Source organism: Streptomyces sp. CMB-StM0423 (assembly GCF_002847285.1).
GTDB lineage: Bacteria > Actinomycetota > Actinomycetes > Streptomycetales > Streptomycetaceae > Streptomyces.
Window position 1 is genome coordinate 5,469,115 of record NZ_CP025407.1, and the last position, 16,923, is coordinate 5,486,037.

Sequence of the window (16,923 nt, forward strand, 5' to 3'; positions counted from 1 at the left end):
TCGGAGCCCCGCCTCCGCCTGCTCGGCGGGGGTGTGCGGAAACCTAGCGAGCGGCACCGCTCAGCGGAAGACCCCGTCCAGAATCCGGTCAGGATCTTGCACGTCCGTCGCTTTCCGTGATCGTTGCGCCTGGCGCAATGCCCGTGAATGGCCGGATTAAGCCCACATGAAAGAATCGTGCCATGACCGGCTCCGCAGAGACTTCCCCCACCGGACCGCACCGCGTCGCCGTCCTCGTCCGGGACGGCGTGATGCCTCTCGAACTCGGCCTCGTCCACCAGATGTTCGGCTCCGCCGAGGCCGGGGGGCGGCGGCTGTACGAGGTGGTCACCTGCGCGCTGCGGCCGGGCCCGGTGCGTACGGACGCGGACTTCCCGGTGCTCGTCGAGCGCGGCCCGGAGGCGCTGGACGGGGCCGGGACCGTCGTGGTGCCCGCGTCGCATGCCGAGGACGCAGTCGAGAGCGCAGTCGAGAGCGCGGTCGAGAGCGCGGGCGCGGACGGGACCGGGGGCGCCGGGCGCGGGGAGCCGTCGGCCGCGCTGCGGGCGGCCCTCGGGCGGGTGCGGCCGGACGCGCGCGTGGCGTCCGTCTGCACCGGCGCGTTCGTGCTCGCCGCCGTGGGCCTGCTCGACGGGCGCCGGGCCACGACGCACTGGAAGTCCGCCGAGCTGTTCCGCCGCCGCTTCCCCGCCGTACGGCTCCAGCCCGACGTGCTCTACACCGAGGACCGCGGCGTCCTCACCTCCGCGGGCGAGGCCGCCGGCATCGACCTGTGCCTGCACATGATCCGCGCCGACCACGGCGCCGCCGTCGCCAACGACGTCGCCCGCCGCACCGTCGTGCCCCCGCACCGCGACGGCGGGCAGGCGCAGTACGTGTCCCGGCCGGTGGCCGGGCCGGAGCTGGGCACCACCGGCCGCGCCCGCGCCTGGGCGCTGGCGCACCTCGACCGCCCCATCGCCCTGCGGGAGCTGGCCGCGCAGGAGTCGATGAGCGTACGGACCTTCAGCCGCCGGTTCCGCGAGGAGACCGGTGTGACGCCGCTGCGGTGGCTCACCGGGCAGCGCGTCGAGCGGGCGCGGCACCTGCTGGAGGAGACCGACCGCAGCGTCGACCGGGTGGCGGCGGACGCCGGGTTCGGCACGGCGGCGTCGCTGCGGCAGCACATGCAGGCGGCGCTCGGCGTCTCGCCGACCGCGTACCGGGGCACGTTCCGCGGGCCGGGGCAGCTTCCGGCGGGGGCGGCGGCGTAGCGCCGAACGGGGGCCGGGCGCCGCACGGTTGCGCGGGACGGCGCGGGGGCGCGCAGCGGGGCGTACGGGCGCTCACGTATCGCCGGACTCGTCCGACGGCCACGGGTCGCTCAGCCACAACTCGTCCCGCGTCGCGGGCCCCAGCAGCTCCTCCAGCCCCTCGTCCAGACCGAGCTGAGCCAACTCGGAACCCGGGGGCACGGCCCGCAGCGTGCGCTCCAGCCAGGTGGAGACCGCGGCGCTCGGCGCCTCGATGAGCGCGTCCCCGTCCGAGGACGTCAGCGCCAGGCAGATGACGCTCCCCGACCCGGACTTCGTCGGCCAGACCCGCACGTCGCCGTGGCCGCACGGCCGGAACACCCCTTCCACCAGCAGCTCCCGGGCGAACGACCATCTCACCGGCGCCGCCGAGCCGATGTGGAAGCTGATGTGGACGGCGTACGGATCCGACGACCGGTACGTCAGTCTGGACGGCACCGGAACGCTCCTCTCCGGCGACAGGACGAGTCGCAGCTCCAGTTCGCGTTCCACCACGGTCTGCATGGTGTGGCACCTCTCTTGTCGAACGTCACGCAGGTCCGACGGGCCTGCGGAGGAAGAGAGGGCCAAACCGTCGCGCTCTTACGCGACTTCCGCAGACTTCCTCCTATCGTTCGACAAGTCACTTGAGGCGGAACGGGGGTGAGGCGGACCCGGCGGTCCGCCGGTTCTGGTAGATGTGGACCCCATGAGCGCCCCGACACCACCCTCCGGAGGCGGGATCCCCGGCCCCGGTTATTACCCCGACCCCTCCATCCCGGGCTACGTCCGGTACTGGAACGGTGCGGCGTGGGTCCCCGGCACCAGCCGCCGTGCCCAAGAGGGCGAGGAGCAGCCGGCCGCGGACGTGCAGGAGACCGCCGACGCGGAGTCCGCGAGCGCGGGCGGCGCGGAGAGCCCCGCGGACGCCGCGCCCGCGGAGCCCGCCGCCCCGGGCCCGTCGCTGAGCGAGACCGGCCCGGTCTTCCTCGACGAGGAGGAGCCGCGGGACTCCGTGCCCTCCTCCCGCGGGCGGCACGCGCGCGGGGGCGACGACGCGGACGGCGTACGGGACGCAGCCGAGCGGGCCGCGTCGGCCGAGCCGCCGGCGGCCGCCGAGGAGCCGGCGGACGCGCGGGGCGCGTGGCAGGCGGTCGACGTCGTGGACGTGGCGGACCGGGCCGAGAGCCGCGTCGCCTGGGGCGCGCAGGACCCGCCGGCGCTCACCGTGCCGGCCGAGCTGGGCGGCGGCGCGCCGGAGCCGGGCCGCGCCGAGGAGGAGCCCCGGCTGCCCGCCGCGCGCCGGGCGGACGACGCCGGGGCCGCGGACGGCGGCGCCGGGCAGGAGGGCGGACAGGCCACGCCCGGGACGTACGGGCAGGACCGGCCGGGCGTGCCGCTCGGGCGTGACCCGCGCGTCGGGGGCGGCTCGTGGGGCGAGCAGGTGCGCCGGCTGTCGGGGCCCGCGCCCGTACCGGCACCCGGGACGCCTGGGGAGACGCGCGAGGAGGCCGACACCGGGGCCGGGTCAGGGTCCGGGTCCGGTGTGGGCTCCGGGGCCGCCGCCTCCGGGTTCGGGCAGGGGGCCGCCGACCCGCGGCAGGCCGCGGCGGCGTACGCGCCCACCACGCCCGACGCCCTCCCCGCGCCCACCACCCCCGACCTGCCGCAGGCGCGTCCGGCGCCCACGGCCCCGGACGTACCGGTGGCCCCGCCGTCGCCGACGACGCCCGAACTCCCGCAGCCCCGGCCCGCACAGCCGCAGCTCGCGCCGCAGGGCGGCCACGCGGCGCCGCCGCTGACCCCCGCCGCGCGCACGGCCCCGCCCCCACCCCGCAGCAGCCGCCCGCCGCGCAGCTCCCCGAGCGGGCCGCGGCCCGCGCCGAGCTGCCGCAGGGCGGCGGCGGCAGCGAGCCGCCCGTCGTGCCCTGGCGGCCGCCGGCCAGCGACCCCTTCCTCAGCGCCGCGCAGGGCACCGCGCCGCCCGCCGGGCTCGGCCGCAGGCTCGGCGCCCGGTTCGTCGACGCGCTGCTGGTCGGCGGCGTGCTCTCCGCGGTCGCGGTGCCGCTGGTGAGCAAGTCCGTGGACCACGTACAGGACAAGATCGACGCCGCCGAGGCGTCCGGCAAGACCGTGACGGTCTGGCTCATCGACGGCACCACGGGCCCCTATCTCGCGCTCGTCCTCGGCCTCTTCCTCGTGCTCGGCCTCGTCGTGGAGGCGCTGCCGACCGCGAAGTGGGGGCGTACGCCCGGGAAGAGGCTGTTCGGCGTGCGGGTGCTGGACATCGAGTCGCAGGACCCGCCGGCGACCGGCTCGGCGCTGCGCCGGTGGCTGACGTACGCGGTGTTCCTGCTGCTGCCGCTGATCGGGCTGCTGAACGTCGTCTGGTGCGCCTTCGACAAGCCGTGGCGGCAGTGCTGGCACGACAAGGCGGGGCGCACGTACGTGGCGCGCGGCTGAGCCGTTCGGCCGCCCCCGGGATGCGGGGCGGTGGCGCCCGGGGTCGACTCGGTGCATGAGCTCCGACCACGGCGAGGGCGCCGACCCGCACCGCAGCAAGCCCACGCGCTCGCAGCCCCCGCAGAACGGCGCGCCCCCCGGCGGCACGCAGGGGCAGGAGGCGGAGGCGGAGCCGCCGCCGGGTGAGGAGCACGGGGCACAGGGGGCGCACGGGGCGCGGGGGAGCGGTTCGACACGGCCGGTGGACGGCCCGACCTCGTCGGAGGGGCACGGGGCGGCACCCCCGCCGCCGCCTCCGCCCACGGGGGGCTCGGGCACGCCGCCGCACGGCGGTGGAGGACCGGAGCACGGCGGGCTCCCGTCGCACGGAGACAGCGGCGGCGGCGAGCAGCAACAGCCGGGCGCCGCACCGGACTCCGGCCAGGGCACCCCCGGCGGCACCCCGCCGCCCGGCTCGGGCTCCGGCGGCGGGCACGGCTACGGCCCCCCGCCCTCCGGCGGCTCCCCCTACGACCAGCCCCCCGGCTCCATGCCCCCGCCCCCGCCCCCGCCCCCGTACGGCGGCGGCCCCGCCGGCTCCGCCTACGGCGCCCCCGATCCCCGGCTCGCCGGGATGCCCCCGCTCGGCGGTCTCGGCCGCCGGCTGCTGGCCCGCATCATCGACGCCCTGATCGTCTACATCCCGGTGTCGGTCTTCCTCACCCTCATCGGCCGCATCGACGAGTTCGCCGACAGCGACAACACCGGCGCCCAGTACGCCTGGGGCATCTTCGGCATCCTCGTGTACCTCGTGTACGAGGGCCTGATGCTCACCCGCAGCGGCCAGACCGTCGGCAAGAAGCTCATGGGCATCCGCGTCGGCATGCTGGAGAACGGCGCCGTCCCCGCCGGAGGCCCCGGCTGGCTCCGCGCCGCGGTCTACACGCTGCCGGCGATCGTGCCGTGCATCGGCACCCTGTTCTGGCTCTACAACGTGCTGTCCTGCACCTGGGACAGGCCGTACCGCCAGTGCGTGCACGACAAGGCCGCCAAGACCGTCGTGGTCTCGACCGAGGGCCGGCGCTACACCCCCTGACCACAGCCGCCCCCGGGACCGGCACACCGAAGCGGCCGGCGACCAAGTGGTCGCCGGCCGCTTCCTGTTCGGTAGGTGCCTCGGCCGTCCCCCGTGGGCGTCCTCGCGGGCGCCCCCGTGCCGTCTCAGTGCGGCGCGGACTGCGCGCCGACCGGCCGCCGGTCCGCCGCGGGTGCGGCGATACCGTCCGGCCGCGCCGCCACCACGTGCTCCGCCGTCAAGGCGGGAGCGCGGCGGGAGCGCGGCACGGGTGCGGTCAGTGCGACGAGCACTCCGAGCGCCAGGGCGGTGACGCAGATCGCCACGAGGGCGATGGCTGCGCCGGCCTGCGAGAGCAGCAGCATGGCTGCGGCTGAGGCGATGACTGTGGCCGACCCGTACAGGATTTGGGTGAGAGTCGGACGCGGCATGGCAGCCCCCCTGGTGGGCTCAGCATCGGTACGGACGGGTGGTGAACGTGCCGAAGGGCGGCCCCGTGCGTGCAGCCGCCCCCCACTACCCAAGGCGTTGCCCGCCCGGGGATGCAAGTAAGCGTGACCTTACCCACTCGGGGGGTGCACGAGGGGGCGCACGGTGTCATGCCGGGGTGGGCAATGCCGTCACCAGGGGCTCGGGTGCCGTAGCCCTCTGAAGTGTCCAAGTCAAGACTGTCATTTCTTTGTTCACTCCGGTCGAATGCTGGCACACCTATTCGTGCGGCGACGCGGGAGGGACAGCGCAAACGTGAAGAGCAGGCAAAGAAAGTTGTCAAAAACTGCCGTTACCACGGTGGTTGCAGCCGCACTCGGGGCGGCTCTGCTCCCCCTGGGGCAGGCGGCCGCCGACCCCGGCGACGGCGCGGCCCAGCTCGAACGCCGTGACCCGGCGCGGGCTCCGAAGCATCAGGAGCACGATCTCGACGGTCCGTTCAGCAAGGAACAGGAGGCGCGCCAGGAGGCCGCGCTGCAGCAGTTGCTCTCCGGCGAGACCGAGGCGCAGCCGCGGGCGAAGAAGGACGGCTCGACCGTCGTCAAGCTCGACGACGGCAAGTACGCGGAGCTCGGCCGGGGCGCGAAGACCGACAAGATCTTCACCGTGCTGGTCGAGTTCGGCGACGACGTCGACAACGAGACCATGTACGACCCGGACGGCAACGGCCCGAAGCCGCCCGTCGTCAAGTACGGCGGCGACGCCGGCCCCGCGCACAACCGGATAGCCGAGCCGGACCGGGCGGTGGACAACTCCACCGACTGGAAGGCCGACTACGACCGGCAGCACTACCAGGACCTCTACTTCTCCAAGGACGCGGACAAGCAGTCCGTGGCGAAGTACTACGAGAAGCAGTCCTCCGGGAAGTACACGGTGGACGGCGAGGTCAGCGACTGGGTCTCGGTGAAGTGGAACGAGGCCCGCTACGGCTCCAACTACTGCGGCGACTCCACCTGCGCCTCCGTCTGGGACCTGGTGCGCGACGCGACCGCCAAGTGGGCCGAGGACCAGAAGGCCGCCGGCAAGACCGACGCCGAGATCAAGGCGCAGCTCGCCGAGTACGACGTCTGGGACCGCTACGACTTCGACGGCGACGGCAACTTCGACGAGCCCGACGGCTACATCGACCACTTCCAGCTCGTGCACGCGGGCGAGGACGAGTCCGCCGGCGGCGGCGTCCAGGGCGAGGACGCCATCTGGGCGCACCGCTGGTACGCCTACGGCACCGACGCGGGCAGCACGGGCCCCGGCGAGAACAGGTCCGGCGGCACCCAGATCGGCGACACCGGCGTGTGGGTCGGCGACTACACCGTCCAGCCGGAGAACGGCGGACTCGGCGTCTTCGCCCACGAGTACGGCCACGACCTCGGCCTGCCCGACCTGTACGACACCGCGGGCGGGGAGAACTCCACCGCCTTCTGGACGCTCATGTCCTCCGGCTCCTGGCTGGGCCGCGGCAAGGACGCCATCGGCGACCTGCCCGGCGACATGACCGCCTGGGACAAGCTCCAACTCGGCTGGCTGGACTACGACACGGCCAAGGCGGCGACCCGCTCCAAGCACACCCTCGGCCGCGCCGAGGAGCAGAAGGACGGCAAGCCGCAGGCGCTCGTCGTCGAACTGCCGGAGAAGGCCGTCACCACCACCATCACCGCGCCCGCCGAGGGCGCCGGGCAGTGGTGGAGCGGCATGGGCGACGACCTGTCCAACTCCCTGACCCGTACGGTCGACCTGACCGGCAAGTCCAGCGCCTCGCTGGGTCTGAAGGGCTGGTGGGACATCGAGGAGAACTACGACTACCTCTACGCCGAGGTCTCCACGGACGGCGGCGCCGGCTTCACCCCGCTCGACGGCACCGCGAACGGCGCGCAGATCCCGCGCGACGGCGGCGACCGGCCCGCGCTGACCGGCGTCTCCGGCGAGTACCGCGACCTGGAGTACTCCCTCGACGCCTACGCGGGCCAGCAGGTCCAGCTCCGCTTCCGCTACCAGACCGACGGCGGGGTGGCGCAGAAGGGCTTCGCCGCCGACGCGTTGACGATCACGGCGGACGGCGCGGAGGTCTTCGCGGACGGCGCCGAGGGCGACGACGCGGGCTGGACGGCGGACGGCTTCTCGCGCGTCGGGGAGTCCTTCACCAAGGACTACCCGCAGTACTACATCGCCGAGAACCGGCAGTACGTGTCGTACGACAAGACGCTCAAGAGCGGCCCGTACAACTTCGGCTGGGTCACCGACAAGCCGGACTGGGTGGAGCACTTCCCGTACCAGAACGGCCTGGCCGTCTGGCTGTGGGACACCTCGCAGCTCGACAACAACACCAGCGATCACCCCGGCGAGGGCCTGGTGCTGCCGGTCGACGCGCACCCGAAGCCGGAGAAGTGGGCGGACGGCTCGGTGATGCGGAACCGCATCCAGGCGTACGACGCCACCTTCAGCACCCAGCGGACCGACGGCTTCACCCTGCACAAGGACGGGAAGCCGGCGAAGATCACGTCGAAGAGGGGCGTCTCGGTCTTCGACGACCGCAAGGGGTCGTACTGGGCCGAAGGGAACCCGGGCGGCAGCGTGAAGGTGCCGGACACCAACACCAGGATCTCCATCGTCCAGGAGCCCAGTGATGGCCGGACCATGACAATCCAGGTGGCGCCCTCCGTCGGGTGATTCGATAAAATCGCAGGTCAGAGACGTATCGGCCGCTGCCCCTGGCGGGGCGGCGGCCGATCGCGTAAAGATGGCGTGAGTAGGCTGGCCGAGGGACGACCACGTGAGGAGCGCCATGGGCGGAGGAGGATTCACCAAGCTGCCGGACGGCAGCATGGTGGTCGCCGTCTCCCTGCCGGCTCCCGTGGAGGGCCGGCGGATACGTGTGCTCGTCCACGCCGCGAACCGCGCCAGGGCCCTGACGCGGCTGCGGAACCTGGGCCTGCGCTCCGTCTACCTCCGCGGCAACGCGCACCCGCCCACGCCCGACGAGGTGACCGCCGTGCTGTGCCATCCGGACGGCCTGGTCTGGCGCGGCTCGCTCGACGACGACACGGAGCCCTGGCACCCGATAGCGGCGCTGTTCCGGCTGGCGACGTAGGCGTGGGGGCGCGGCCGCGGGCTGCTGGGACGCAGCAGCGCACAGGCGCGGCCCCGAGGGCCCCGCAGGCGGCCCTGAGGGCGCCCGTGGCGTCAGCCGACGACCGGCTTGCCCGTCAGCTCCACGCCCGCCTCCGACAGCTCCCCCAGCGCCCGCTGGGTGGTGTCCTCGGCCACCCCCGCCGTCAGGTCCAGCAGCACCTGGGTGCGGAAGCCCTCCGCGGCCGCGTCCAGCGCCGTCGCCTTCACGCAGTGGTCGGTGGCGATGCCCACCACGTCGACCTCCGTGACCTCCCGGGCACGCAGCCAGTCCGCCAGCGGCACGCCGTTCTCGTCCGCCCCCTGGAACCCGCTGTACGCGGCCGCGTACGCGCCCTTGTCGAAGACCGCCGAGATCGCGCCGGAGGCGACGGTCGGGGCGAAGTTCGGGTGGAAGCCGACGCCCTCCGTGCCGGCCACGCAGTGCGTCGGCCAGGAGTGCACGAAGTCCGGGTGCGCCGAGAAGTGGTCGCCCGGCTCGATGTGGTGGTCGCGGGTGGCGACGACGTGCTGGTAACCGGCGGTGGACCGGCCGATCAGGTCCGTGATCGCGGCGGCGACGTCCGCGCCCCCGGTCACCCCCATGCTGCCGCCCTCGCAGAAGTCGTTCTGCACGTCAACGACGATCAGTGCACGATGCATGGTGCGATGCCCTTCGTGAGTCGGCGTCGGACGGGCGGACCGCTGGGGAGCCAAGCGCCGCGCGTCCCGGTTCTCTGCCCGCTGGGCCGGGCGTCATACGTACTCCGTCGGCAGGACCGGCTCGCCCCTGGAGAGCTGGGTGGCGGACAGCGGCAGCCCGTCCCTGGCCACGACGTGCCGGGCCCTGGCGTCGTCCATCGGCTCCCGGCCCACGACCTTCCCGCCGCGCACCAGCGGCACCAGCAGCTCCCGGCCCGCCAGCTCCGCCGGCACCTCCCCGGTGCCGACGACCTCGGCCTCCGCGACCCCGTACGCGTCCAGCCGCCGGGCCGCCCACTTCCGCCCGCCGATCGACGTCTTCCCGCCCGTCGACCGCTTCGCCACCGCCACCAGCGGCGCGTCCGGGGCGTCGGAGGCTGCGCGGGCGACCAGCTTGTAGACCATCGAGCACGTCGGGTGCCCGCTGCCGGTGACCAGCCGGGTGCCCACGCCGTACGCGTCCACCGGGGCGGCGGCGAGCGAGGCGATGGCGTACTCGTCGAGGTCGCTGGTGACGATGATCCGGGTGCGCTCCGCGCCCAGCTCGTCGAGCTGCTGGCGCACCCGGTGCGCGATCAGCAGCAGGTCGCCGGAGTCGATGCGCACGGCCCCCAGCTCAGGCCCCGCGACATCCACGGCGGTACGGACCGCGGCGGCCACGTCGTACGTGTCGACCAGCAGCGTCGTCCCCACGCCCATGGACTCCACCTGCGCGGTGAACGCCTCGCGCTCGCTGTCGTGCAGCAGCGTGAAGGCGTGCGCGGCGGTGCCGACGGTGGGTATGGCGTAGCGGAAGCCGGCGGCCAGGTCGGAGGTGGAGGCGAAGCCGCCGACGTACGCGGCCCGGGAGGCGGCCACCGCGGCCAGCTCGTGGGTGCGCCGGGCGCCCATCTCGATCAGCGGCCGGCCGGCGGCGGCGACGGCCATCCGGGACGCGGCGGCGGCGATGGCGGAGTCGTGGTTGAGGATCGACAGCACCACCGTCTCCAGCAGCACGCACTCGGCGAAGCTGCCCTCGACGCGCAGCACGGGGGAGCCGGGGAAGTACACCTCGCCCTCGGGGTAGCCCCAGATGTCGCCGGTGAACCGGAAGTCCGCGAGCCAGTCCAGCGTCGGGGCGTCGACCACGTCGTGCGCGCGCAGGAAGCTGAGCACCTCGGGCTCGAAGCGGAAGCTCTCCAGCGCGTCCAGGACGCGTCCGGTGCCGGCGACGACGCCGTAGCGGCGGCCCTCGGGCAGCCGGCGGGTGAAGGTCTCGAAGACCGAGCGCCGGCCGGCGGTGCCGGCGTGCAACGCCGCCTGGACCATGGTCAGCTCGTAGTGATCGGTGAAGAGGGCCGTCGAGGGGACGGTGACCGGCAGCTTCAGTTCCGACATGCACCTGATCCTACGCCCATACTCGTCACTCTGACGATTTCCGGTGTCCGAATGGCTGCGGCACCGCCTCGGGTGGCAGCATGGGGACCGTCAGGGCTGCGATCGCAGCCGGAGCTAACGAGGAGTTGCCGCCAACCGTGAGCGTCGCACCCACGGAGATCGAGCGCCCGGAGACCGTCGAGTCCCAGTCACCCGCGGCGGTGCCTGAACCGGACGTCCCCTGGGTGACGATCGTCCACAACGACCCGGTGAACCTCATGAGCTACGTGACGTACGTCTTCCAGGCGTACTTCGGATATCCGAGGGAGAAGGCCCGCAAGCTCATGATGGACGTACACACCAAGGGGAGGGCCATCGTCTCCAGCGGCTCCCGCGAGGAGATGGAGCGGGACGTGCAGGCGATGCACGGCTACGGCCTGTGGGCCACCCTCCAGCAGGACCGCTGATGGCCGGGCACTTCGAAGCGGTGCCGGGTGGCGGCGCGGCCGTCGCGCTGGACGAGCTGGAGATCTCCATCCTGCGCACCCTGACCGTGCAGTTGCTGGAGCTGATCGGCCCCGGCGACGCCCCCGCGGACGCCCCGCCGCCCGCCGACCCGCTGGACGCGCTCTTCGCCGAGGGCCCCAGCAAGCCGCCGTCCGACCCGGCGCTGGCGCGGCTCTTCCCCGACGCGTACGGCGAGCCCGGCAAGGGCCCGGACGGCGAGGAGCGCGCCCGCTCGGCGGAGTTCCGCCGCTACACCGAGCCGGAGCTGCGGGAGAGCAAGCGGGAGAACGCGCTGGCGGTCGTCCGCGGGCTCGACCTGCTCTCCGTGCGGGGCGAGGGCGGGGCGGTGCTCAAGGTCGGCCCGGAGGAGTCGCGGCAGTGGCTCGCGACGCTGAACGACCTGCGGCTGGCCATAGGCGCGCGGCTCGACATCCGGGACGACGACGACGGCGAGGTGCTGTTCCGGCTGCCGGACGAGGACGAGCGCAAGCCGATGGTGATGGCGTACCTGTGGCTGGGCGGACTCCAGGAGACCCTGATCGAGACGCTGATGGGCTAGGCCCGTGGGCCCCCTGCCGGGCCCCCGTTCGGGTGAATGTGCACATAATCACCCTTTTCCCGTGGTAAAGCTGCAGACGGGGGACTGCACGGGAAAGGGCCCAACTCCACATGACCACTGCGAAGGTGCCCGAGGGCGGCGGCGCGGCTCCGTCCTCCGAGGAGGGCTACGAGCGCGGGCTCGGCAGCCGCCAGATCCAGATGATAGCCATCGGCGGCGCCATCGGTGTGGGCCTCTTCCTGGGCGCCGGCAAGATCATCGAGAAGGCCGGGCCCAGCCTCATATTCCTGTACGCGCTCGCCGGCGTCGTCATCTTCTTCATCATGCGGGCCCTGGGCGAACTGCTCCTCTACCGCCCCGTCTCCGGCAGCTTCGCCGAGTACGCCCGCGAGTTCCTCGGCCCCTACTTCGGCTACGTCACCGGCTGGACGTACTGGCTGATGTGGGCCGTCACCGGCATGACCGAGCTGACCGCCGCCGCCATCTACATCAACTACTGGTGGCCGGCCGTCCCGCAGTGGGGCAGCGCGCTCGGCTTCCTCGTGCTCCTCTTCGGCGTCAACCTGATCTCGGTGAAGATCTTCGGTGAGCTGGAGTTCTGGTTCTCGATGGTCAAGGTCACCGCGATCATCGGCATGATCGTCATCGGCGTCGGCGTCCTCACCCTCGGCTTCTCCGCCGCCGGCAACACCGCCACCACCACGAACCTCTGGAACCACGGGGGCTTCTTCCCCAACGGCATCGGCGACAGCCTCATGACCCTCCAGGGCGTGATGTTCGCCTACCTCGCCGTCGAACTCGTCGGCGTCACCGCGGGCGAGAGCGCGAACCCCGAGAAGACCCTGCCCAAGGCGATCAACACGCTGCCCTGGCGGATCGTCATCTTCTACGTCGGCTCGCTGATCGTCATCCTGTCGGTGGTCCGGTGGACGGAGTTCAGCGAGGGCATCAGCCCGTTCGTCGCCGCCTTCGGCAAGATCGGCATCCCGCTGGCCGCCGGCATCGTCAACTTCGTCGTGCTCACCGCGGCCCTGTCGTCGTGCAACTCCGGCATGTACTCCACCGGCCGCATGCTGCGCGCGCTGGCCGCCAACTCCGAGGCGCCCAGGGTCTTCGGCCGGCTCAGCCCGCGCCGGGTGCCGGCGGCGGGCATCGCCATGTCGGTCGTGGTCATGTCCGTCGGCGTGGTGCTCAACTACCTCGTGCCGGAGAAGGCGTTCGGGTACGTCATGTCCGTGGCCACCGCCGCCGGCATCTGGACCTGGGCGATGATCCTCCTCAGCCACATCCGCTACCGCCGCCGGGTCGCCGCGGGACACCTGCCCGCCTCGTCGTTCCCGGCACCCGGCGGGGTGGTGTGCAGTTGGCTGGCGCTGGTGTTCCTCGCCTTCGTCACCGTGCTCACCGCGCTCGACGCCGACGCCCGCGTCTCGCTGTACGTGGGCGCGGGGTGGGCGGTGCTGCTGTCGGGCGGCTGGGCGGTGAGCCGGCGGCGGGCCGCGGCCCGGGAGGCGGCACCGGAGTACGTCGCGGGGGCGCAGTAGCCGACCGCGCCCCCGTTCCCGCCGCATACGCGGCGCGTACGCCCGCGGGCTACGCCCAGAGCTGGCCGTGCAGCGCGGCGACGGCCTCCTCCGTGGTCTCCGCGGTGTAGATGCCCGTCGACAGGTACTTCCAGCCGCCGTCCGCGACGAGGAACGCGATGTCCGCGCTCTCCCCGGCCCGTACCGCCTTGCGGCCCACACCGATCGCGGCGTGCAGCGAGGCGCCGGTGGAGACGCCCGCGAAGATGCCCTCCTCGCGGAGCAGTTCGCGGGTACGGGTCACGGCGTCCTCGGAGCCGACGGAGTAGCGGGTGGTGAGCACCGACTCGTCGTACAGCTCGGGGACGAAGCCCTCGTCGAGGTTGCGCAGCCCGTAGACGAGGTCGTCGTAGCGCGGCTCGGCGGCCACGATCTGCACGCCGGGGCGGTGCTCGCGCAGGAACCGGCCGGCGCCCATGAGCGTGCCCGTGGTGCCGAGGCCGGCCACGAAGTGGGTGATCGACGGCAGGTCGGCGAGGATCTCGGGGCCGGTGGTGGCGTAGTGCGCGCCGGCGTTGTCGGGGTTGCCGTACTGGTAGAGCATCACCCAGTCCGGGTGCTCGGCGGCCAGCTCCTTGGCGACGCGTACGGCCGTGTTGGAGCCGCCGGCCGCGGGCGAGGAGATGATCTCCGCGCCCCACATGGCGAGCAGTTGGCGGCGCTCCGCGCTGGTGTTCTCCGGCATCACGCAGACGATGCGGTAGCCCTTGAGCCTGGCCGCCATGGCGAGCGAGATGCCGGTGTTGCCGGAGGTGGGCTCCAGGATCGTGCAGCCGGGGGTGAGCCGGCCGTCCTTCTCCGCCTGCTCGACCATGAAGAGCGCCGGGCGGTCCTTCACGGAGCCGGTGGGGTTGCGGTCCTCCAGCTTCGCCCAGATCCGCACGTCGGGGGCGGGGGAGAGGCGGGGGAGGTGAACCAGGGGCGTGTCGCCGACGGCCGCCAGGGTGCTCTCGTAGCGCATCAGACCGAGCCGCCGGCGACGGCGGGCAGGATCGTCACGCTGTCGCCGTCGGTGAGTTTGGTGGCGATGCCGTCGAGGAAGCGGACGTCCTCGTCGTTGAGGTAGACGTTGACGAAGCGGCGCAGGTCGTCGCCGTCGACCAGGCGCGCGCGGATCCCGGTGTGCCGGGACTCCAGGTCGTCGATCAGCTCGGCCAGCGTGGTGCCGTCGCCCTCGACGGCCTTCTCGCCGTCGGTGTAGCTGCGGAGGATGGTCGGGATGCGGACCTCGATGGCCATTTCGGGGCTCCTGTGGGATGCGGGGAGTCGGGCTGCGGGCGCTTGCGGACGCGGGCCGGCCGCGCCGCAGGCGGGCGGGGACGTACGCGGCCGGGGGCCGCCGGACACCGGGGTCGGCGGACTCCCCCACAGCGCTTACGCGCGTGGGCGGTGCCCCCAGGCGCGGCCGGCCGCGCGGGGCGGCGCGGTCGTACAGGCGGCGCTGGCGAGACGGCAGAGGTCGACGTGCAGACGGGCGACGAGCAGCACCTGCCTGCCCGGGGGTTTCCGGGTCACGTCGTGGACAACCATGGGGTCATCGTATCGATTCCCCGTCCGCCTGCCGGATCGCCGTTTCATGATGCGGACCGGGGGTTCAGCCCGCGGGGGCGTCGTCGTACGAGGCGGTCACGGTGACGTCCTCCTCGGTGATCACACCGTCCACGATGCGGAACGAGCGGAAGGAGACCGGCCCTTCGCCGTCGCCGGACTCGGCGGTGGAGACCAGGACGTAGTGGGCGCCGGGCTCGTTGGCGTAGGAGACGTCGGTGCGGGAGGGGTACGCCTCGGTGGCGGTGTGCGAGTGGTAGATCACCACCGGCTCCTCGTCGCGGTCGTCCATCTCCCGGTAGAGGCGGAGCAGGTCCTGCGAGTCGAACTCGTAGAACGTGGGGGAGCGGGCGGCGTTGAGCATGGGGATGAAGCGCTGCGGCCGGCCGTCGGCGGGCGCCGGCGCCGGGCCCGCGACCACGCCGCACGCCTCGTCGGGGTGGTCCTTGCGGGCGTGGGCGACGATCTGCTCGTACAGCTCCTCCGTGATGGTCAGCATGGGGGAAGGATGGCACGGCCGCGGCGGACTTACCTGGTACGTTCCGAACGCTGAGACGAATCCGTTCGGATGCCGGGCGGTACTTCCCGGGAGGATCCGGGAGTCTTTCCGGGAGGTCAGGTGTCGGACAGGTGGCGTACCCGGTCCCACACCGCCGGGTCCACAGGGCCGGCGCTGCGGCGGAGGTCCCGGAGGGCGACCTCGTGCAGCCCGTCCGTCTCCAGGAACGCCGGGCGGTCCTCCCCTTCGCCGGTGGAGCCGGGCGGCAGCGGGATCCTGTCCGGCCGCCCGCCGTCCTCCCGGGTGGTGATCCAGGCCACCGTCACCGTCCCGGCCGCGGTCTTCAGCACCAGGCAGGGCCGGTCCTCGCCGTCCGCCGTCTCCGCGTTCCCGTACGGCACGAGGGCCCACCACACCTCGCCGGGCTCCGGCTCAGGCGCCGGGCCCGCGCCCGGCTCGGTTCCGCCCGCCGGCTCGGTCGGCCGCCGGTGCGCGCGCCGCACCCGGCCGAAGCTGTCGACGAGCCCGGCGATCACGGCCAGCACCACCACGGCCACGATGGCCGGCCACCACGAGGCGTCCATGCGCCCGATCGTAGATGCCGACCGCGTCCGCGGGCGGCGCCGCGCAGGTCGGCGCGCGCGCCTTACCCCGTCGCCATACTGGTGATTCCGCCCACAACCGGGATGGCCGGGGGACCGCTCCGGTCCGTCCCGGCTTACCCTCGGCAGAGCCGGCGGGGCATCGTCGCCCCGTCCCGACCGTGCCGGAGGTCCCTCCCCGATGAAGCTCACCGTCGTCGGTTGCTCGGGCTCGTTCCCGTCCGCGGACTCCGCGTGTTCGAGCTACCTGGTCGAGGCGGAGGGTTACGCGCTCCTGCTCGACATGGGCAACGGCGCGCTGGGGGCACTGCAGCAGCACTGCGGACTGTACGACCTCGACGCCGTCCTGCTGAGCCACCTGCACGCGGACCACTGCATCGACATGTGCGCCTATTTCGTCGCGCGCTACTACCGCCACGACGGCGGCCCCGCGGAAGTGCTCCCCGTCTACGGCCCCAAGGGCACGGAGCAGCGGCTCACCACCGCGTACGCGGACACCCCCTCGGAGACGTCGATGAGCGAGGTCTTCGACTTCCGGGCGCTGGAGCGCGGCGCGTTCGAGATCGGCCCGTTCACGGTGCACGTCGACCGGGTGAGCCACCCCGTCGAGGCGTACGCCTTCCGCATCGAGCACGGCGGCCGCAGCCTCGTCTACTCCGGCGACACCGGACCCTGCGGTGCGCTGACCGAGCTGAGCGCGGACGCCGATCTGCTGCTCTGCGAGGCGGCGTTCACCCACGGCCGCGAGCAGATCCCCGACCTGCACCTCAACGGCCGCGAGGCGGGCGAGGCCGCCGCGGCGGCGGGGGTGGGGCGGCTGGTGCTGACGCACATCCCGCCGTGGACGGACCCGCAGGTCAACCTGCGGGACGCGAAGGAAGCGTACGGGGGTCCTGTCGAACTGGCGCGCGCGGGCGCGGTGTACGAGGTCTGAGGAGCCGGGACCGGCTCCGGGATCAGCGCCCGGTCGGCGACGCCGTAGTCGCCGGCGCCCGCGGCGCCGGAACTGGAGCGTGTGGCCTGGCCGGCAAGGCTGAGAAGATCGTCGCCGGCCGCGGGCGCCCACGGCGTCGTCCACATGGGCACCGCGATCCAGGTCGTCATCGGCACGGACGCCGATCCGCCGGCCGCCGGGATCGAGGACATGAGCCAGCCGGCGATACGGGCCTCAGGGCCCTCCGGCCCGGG

At 73.3% G+C, this 16,923-nt stretch carries 17 protein-coding genes and 2 pseudogenes; 10 read left to right on the top strand and 9 right to left on the bottom strand.

The window, feature by feature from the left end; genetic code table 11:
• Positions 1-182 precede the first annotated feature (182 nt).
• Entirely contained in the window at positions 183-1,253 is a 1,071-nt protein-coding gene (locus tag CXR04_RS23820; protein WP_101424327.1) for a GlxA family transcriptional regulator, read from the top strand.
• 72 nt (positions 1,254-1,325) lie between these two features.
• Here CXR04_RS23820 and CXR04_RS23825 read toward each other — a convergent pair whose 3' ends face one another.
• Complete coding sequence (locus CXR04_RS23825) at positions 1,326-1,796, bottom strand: SsgA family sporulation/cell division regulator (RefSeq protein ID WP_101424328.1); 471 nt, start codon at positions 1,794-1,796, stop codon at positions 1,326-1,328.
• A gap of 184 nt (positions 1,797-1,980) precedes the next feature.
• Here CXR04_RS23825 and CXR04_RS23830 point away from each other — a divergent pair.
• Together CXR04_RS23830 and CXR04_RS23835 are read left to right on the top strand one after the other, a co-directional pair.
• A pseudogene (locus CXR04_RS23830) lies at positions 1,981-3,734 on the top strand (RDD family protein).
• Positions 3,735-3,789: 55 nt separating this feature from the next.
• Positions 3,790-4,809, top strand: a complete 1,020-nt coding sequence (locus tag CXR04_RS23835) for an RDD family protein (protein WP_101424329.1) — start codon at positions 3,790-3,792, stop codon at positions 4,807-4,809.
• A gap of 125 nt (positions 4,810-4,934) precedes the next feature.
• Here CXR04_RS23835 and CXR04_RS23840 read toward each other — a convergent pair whose 3' ends face one another.
• Positions 4,935-5,219, bottom strand: coding sequence for a hypothetical protein (locus CXR04_RS23840; protein ID WP_234380447.1), 285 nt, complete (start codon positions 5,217-5,219; stop codon positions 4,935-4,937).
• A 541-nt stretch (positions 5,220-5,760) separates the two neighbouring features.
• On the opposite strand from CXR04_RS23840, the gene CXR04_RS23845 reads away from it, so the two are divergent.
• Both CXR04_RS23845 and CXR04_RS23850 read left to right on the top strand, forming a co-directional pair.
• Complete coding sequence (locus tag CXR04_RS23845; RefSeq protein ID WP_101426561.1) at positions 5,761-7,941, top strand: immune inhibitor A domain-containing protein; 2,181 nt, start codon at positions 5,761-5,763, stop codon at positions 7,939-7,941.
• 115 nt (positions 7,942-8,056) lie between these two features.
• A complete protein-coding gene (locus CXR04_RS23850; protein WP_101424330.1) occupies positions 8,057-8,362 on the top strand; it encodes a hypothetical protein in 306 nt (101 codons plus the stop codon).
• A 92-nt stretch (positions 8,363-8,454) separates the two neighbouring features.
• Here the strand turns inward: CXR04_RS23850 and CXR04_RS23855 are convergent, their stop codons facing one another.
• Together CXR04_RS23855 and CXR04_RS23860 are read right to left on the bottom strand one after the other, a co-directional pair.
• Positions 8,455-9,042 (bottom strand): isochorismatase family protein, encoded by a 588-nt coding sequence (locus CXR04_RS23855; protein WP_101424331.1) that lies wholly within the window; start codon positions 9,040-9,042, stop codon positions 8,455-8,457.
• Positions 9,043-9,135: 93 nt separating this feature from the next.
• Positions 9,136-10,458, bottom strand: coding sequence for a nicotinate phosphoribosyltransferase (locus CXR04_RS23860; protein WP_101424332.1), 1,323 nt, complete (start codon positions 10,456-10,458; stop codon positions 9,136-9,138).
• Between the two features lie 137 nt (positions 10,459-10,595).
• Between CXR04_RS23860 and clpS the strand changes: the two genes are divergently transcribed.
• The 3 genes from clpS to CXR04_RS23875 all read left to right on the top strand — a co-directional run bounded on the left by clpS (position 10,596) and on the right by CXR04_RS23875 (position 13,047).
• Positions 10,596-10,904 carry an ATP-dependent Clp protease adapter ClpS gene (clpS, locus tag CXR04_RS23865; protein ID WP_018834043.1) on the top strand — a complete coding sequence of 103 codons (309 nt, stop codon included), beginning with the start codon at positions 10,596-10,598 and terminating at the stop codon, positions 10,902-10,904.
• Entirely contained in the window at positions 10,904-11,503 is a 600-nt protein-coding gene (locus CXR04_RS23870; protein ID WP_101424333.1) for a DUF2017 domain-containing protein, read from the top strand. The genes clpS and CXR04_RS23870 overlap by 1 nt, the downstream gene beginning before the upstream one ends.
• A gap of 110 nt (positions 11,504-11,613) precedes the next feature.
• Complete coding sequence (locus CXR04_RS23875; protein ID WP_101424334.1) at positions 11,614-13,047, top strand: amino acid permease; 1,434 nt, start codon at positions 11,614-11,616, stop codon at positions 13,045-13,047.
• A 49-nt stretch (positions 13,048-13,096) separates the two neighbouring features.
• Here the strand turns inward: CXR04_RS23875 and CXR04_RS23880 are convergent, their stop codons facing one another.
• The 5 genes from CXR04_RS23880 to CXR04_RS23900 all read right to left on the bottom strand — a co-directional run bounded on the left by CXR04_RS23880 (position 13,097) and on the right by CXR04_RS23900 (position 15,717).
• Positions 13,097-14,047: a PLP-dependent cysteine synthase family protein gene (locus CXR04_RS23880; RefSeq protein WP_101424335.1), complete on the bottom strand. Its 951-nt coding sequence runs from the start codon at positions 14,045-14,047 to the stop codon at positions 13,097-13,099.
• Positions 14,047-14,325, bottom strand: coding sequence for a MoaD/ThiS family protein (locus CXR04_RS23885; RefSeq protein WP_047015961.1), 279 nt, complete (start codon positions 14,323-14,325; stop codon positions 14,047-14,049). Before CXR04_RS23885 ends, CXR04_RS23880 begins: the two co-directional genes overlap by 1 nt.
• Positions 14,326-14,460: 135 nt before the next feature.
• Entirely contained in the window at positions 14,461-14,616 is a 156-nt protein-coding gene (locus CXR04_RS23890; protein ID WP_324842703.1) for a putative leader peptide, read from the bottom strand.
• Between the two features lie 64 nt (positions 14,617-14,680).
• Complete coding sequence (locus CXR04_RS23895) at positions 14,681-15,133, bottom strand: Mov34/MPN/PAD-1 family protein (protein ID WP_101424337.1); 453 nt, start codon at positions 15,131-15,133, stop codon at positions 14,681-14,683.
• 116 nt (positions 15,134-15,249) lie between these two features.
• Complete coding sequence (locus CXR04_RS23900) at positions 15,250-15,717, bottom strand: type II toxin-antitoxin system PemK/MazF family toxin (protein ID WP_101424338.1); 468 nt, start codon at positions 15,715-15,717, stop codon at positions 15,250-15,252.
• A gap of 199 nt (positions 15,718-15,916) precedes the next feature.
• Here CXR04_RS23900 and CXR04_RS23905 point away from each other — a divergent pair, with 199 nt between their 5' ends.
• On the top strand, positions 15,917-16,669 hold the full coding sequence (locus tag CXR04_RS23905) for an MBL fold metallo-hydrolase (RefSeq protein WP_101424339.1): 753 nt from the start codon (positions 15,917-15,919) through the stop codon (positions 16,667-16,669).
• Positions 16,670-16,786: 117 nt separating this feature from the next.
• Positions 16,787-16,882, top strand: a pseudogene (locus CXR04_RS23910) (PTS sugar transporter); the annotation flags it as partial.
• Positions 16,883-16,923: the final 41 nt, after the last annotated feature.

Coding starts and splice junctions, on each gene's coding strand:
- CXR04_RS23885 (WP_047015961.1), bottom strand. CDS start 14,325: ATGGCCATCGAGGTCCGCATCCCGACCATCCTCCGCAGCTACACCGAC.
- CXR04_RS23860 (WP_101424332.1), bottom strand. CDS start 10,458: ATGTCGGAACTGAAGCTGCCGGTCACCGTCCCCTCGACGGCCCTCTTC.
- CXR04_RS23820 (WP_101424327.1), top strand. CDS start 183: ATGACCGGCTCCGCAGAGACTTCCCCCACCGGACCGCACCGCGTCGCC.
- CXR04_RS23825 (WP_101424328.1), bottom strand. CDS start 1,796: ATGCAGACCGTGGTGGAACGCGAACTGGAGCTGCGACTCGTCCTGTCG.
- CXR04_RS23905 (WP_101424339.1), top strand. CDS start 15,917: ATGAAGCTCACCGTCGTCGGTTGCTCGGGCTCGTTCCCGTCCGCGGAC.
- CXR04_RS23870 (WP_101424333.1), top strand. CDS start 10,904: ATGGCCGGGCACTTCGAAGCGGTGCCGGGTGGCGGCGCGGCCGTCGCG.
- CXR04_RS23890 (WP_324842703.1), bottom strand. CDS start 14,616: ATGGTTGTCCACGACGTGACCCGGAAACCCCCGGGCAGGCAGGTGCTG.
- CXR04_RS23880 (WP_101424335.1), bottom strand. CDS start 14,047: ATGCGCTACGAGAGCACCCTGGCGGCCGTCGGCGACACGCCCCTGGTT.
- CXR04_RS23835 (WP_101424329.1), top strand. CDS start 3,790: ATGAGCTCCGACCACGGCGAGGGCGCCGACCCGCACCGCAGCAAGCCC.
- CXR04_RS23840 (WP_234380447.1), bottom strand. CDS start 5,219: ATGCCGCGTCCGACTCTCACCCAAATCCTGTACGGGTCGGCCACAGTC.
- CXR04_RS23875 (WP_101424334.1), top strand. CDS start 11,614: ATGACCACTGCGAAGGTGCCCGAGGGCGGCGGCGCGGCTCCGTCCTCC.
- CXR04_RS23850 (WP_101424330.1), top strand. CDS start 8,057: ATGGGCGGAGGAGGATTCACCAAGCTGCCGGACGGCAGCATGGTGGTC.
- CXR04_RS23855 (WP_101424331.1), bottom strand. CDS start 9,042: ATGCATCGTGCACTGATCGTCGTTGACGTGCAGAACGACTTCTGCGAG.
- CXR04_RS23900 (WP_101424338.1), bottom strand. CDS start 15,717: ATGGACGCCTCGTGGTGGCCGGCCATCGTGGCCGTGGTGGTGCTGGCC.
- CXR04_RS23895 (WP_101424337.1), bottom strand. CDS start 15,133: ATGCTGACCATCACGGAGGAGCTGTACGAGCAGATCGTCGCCCACGCC.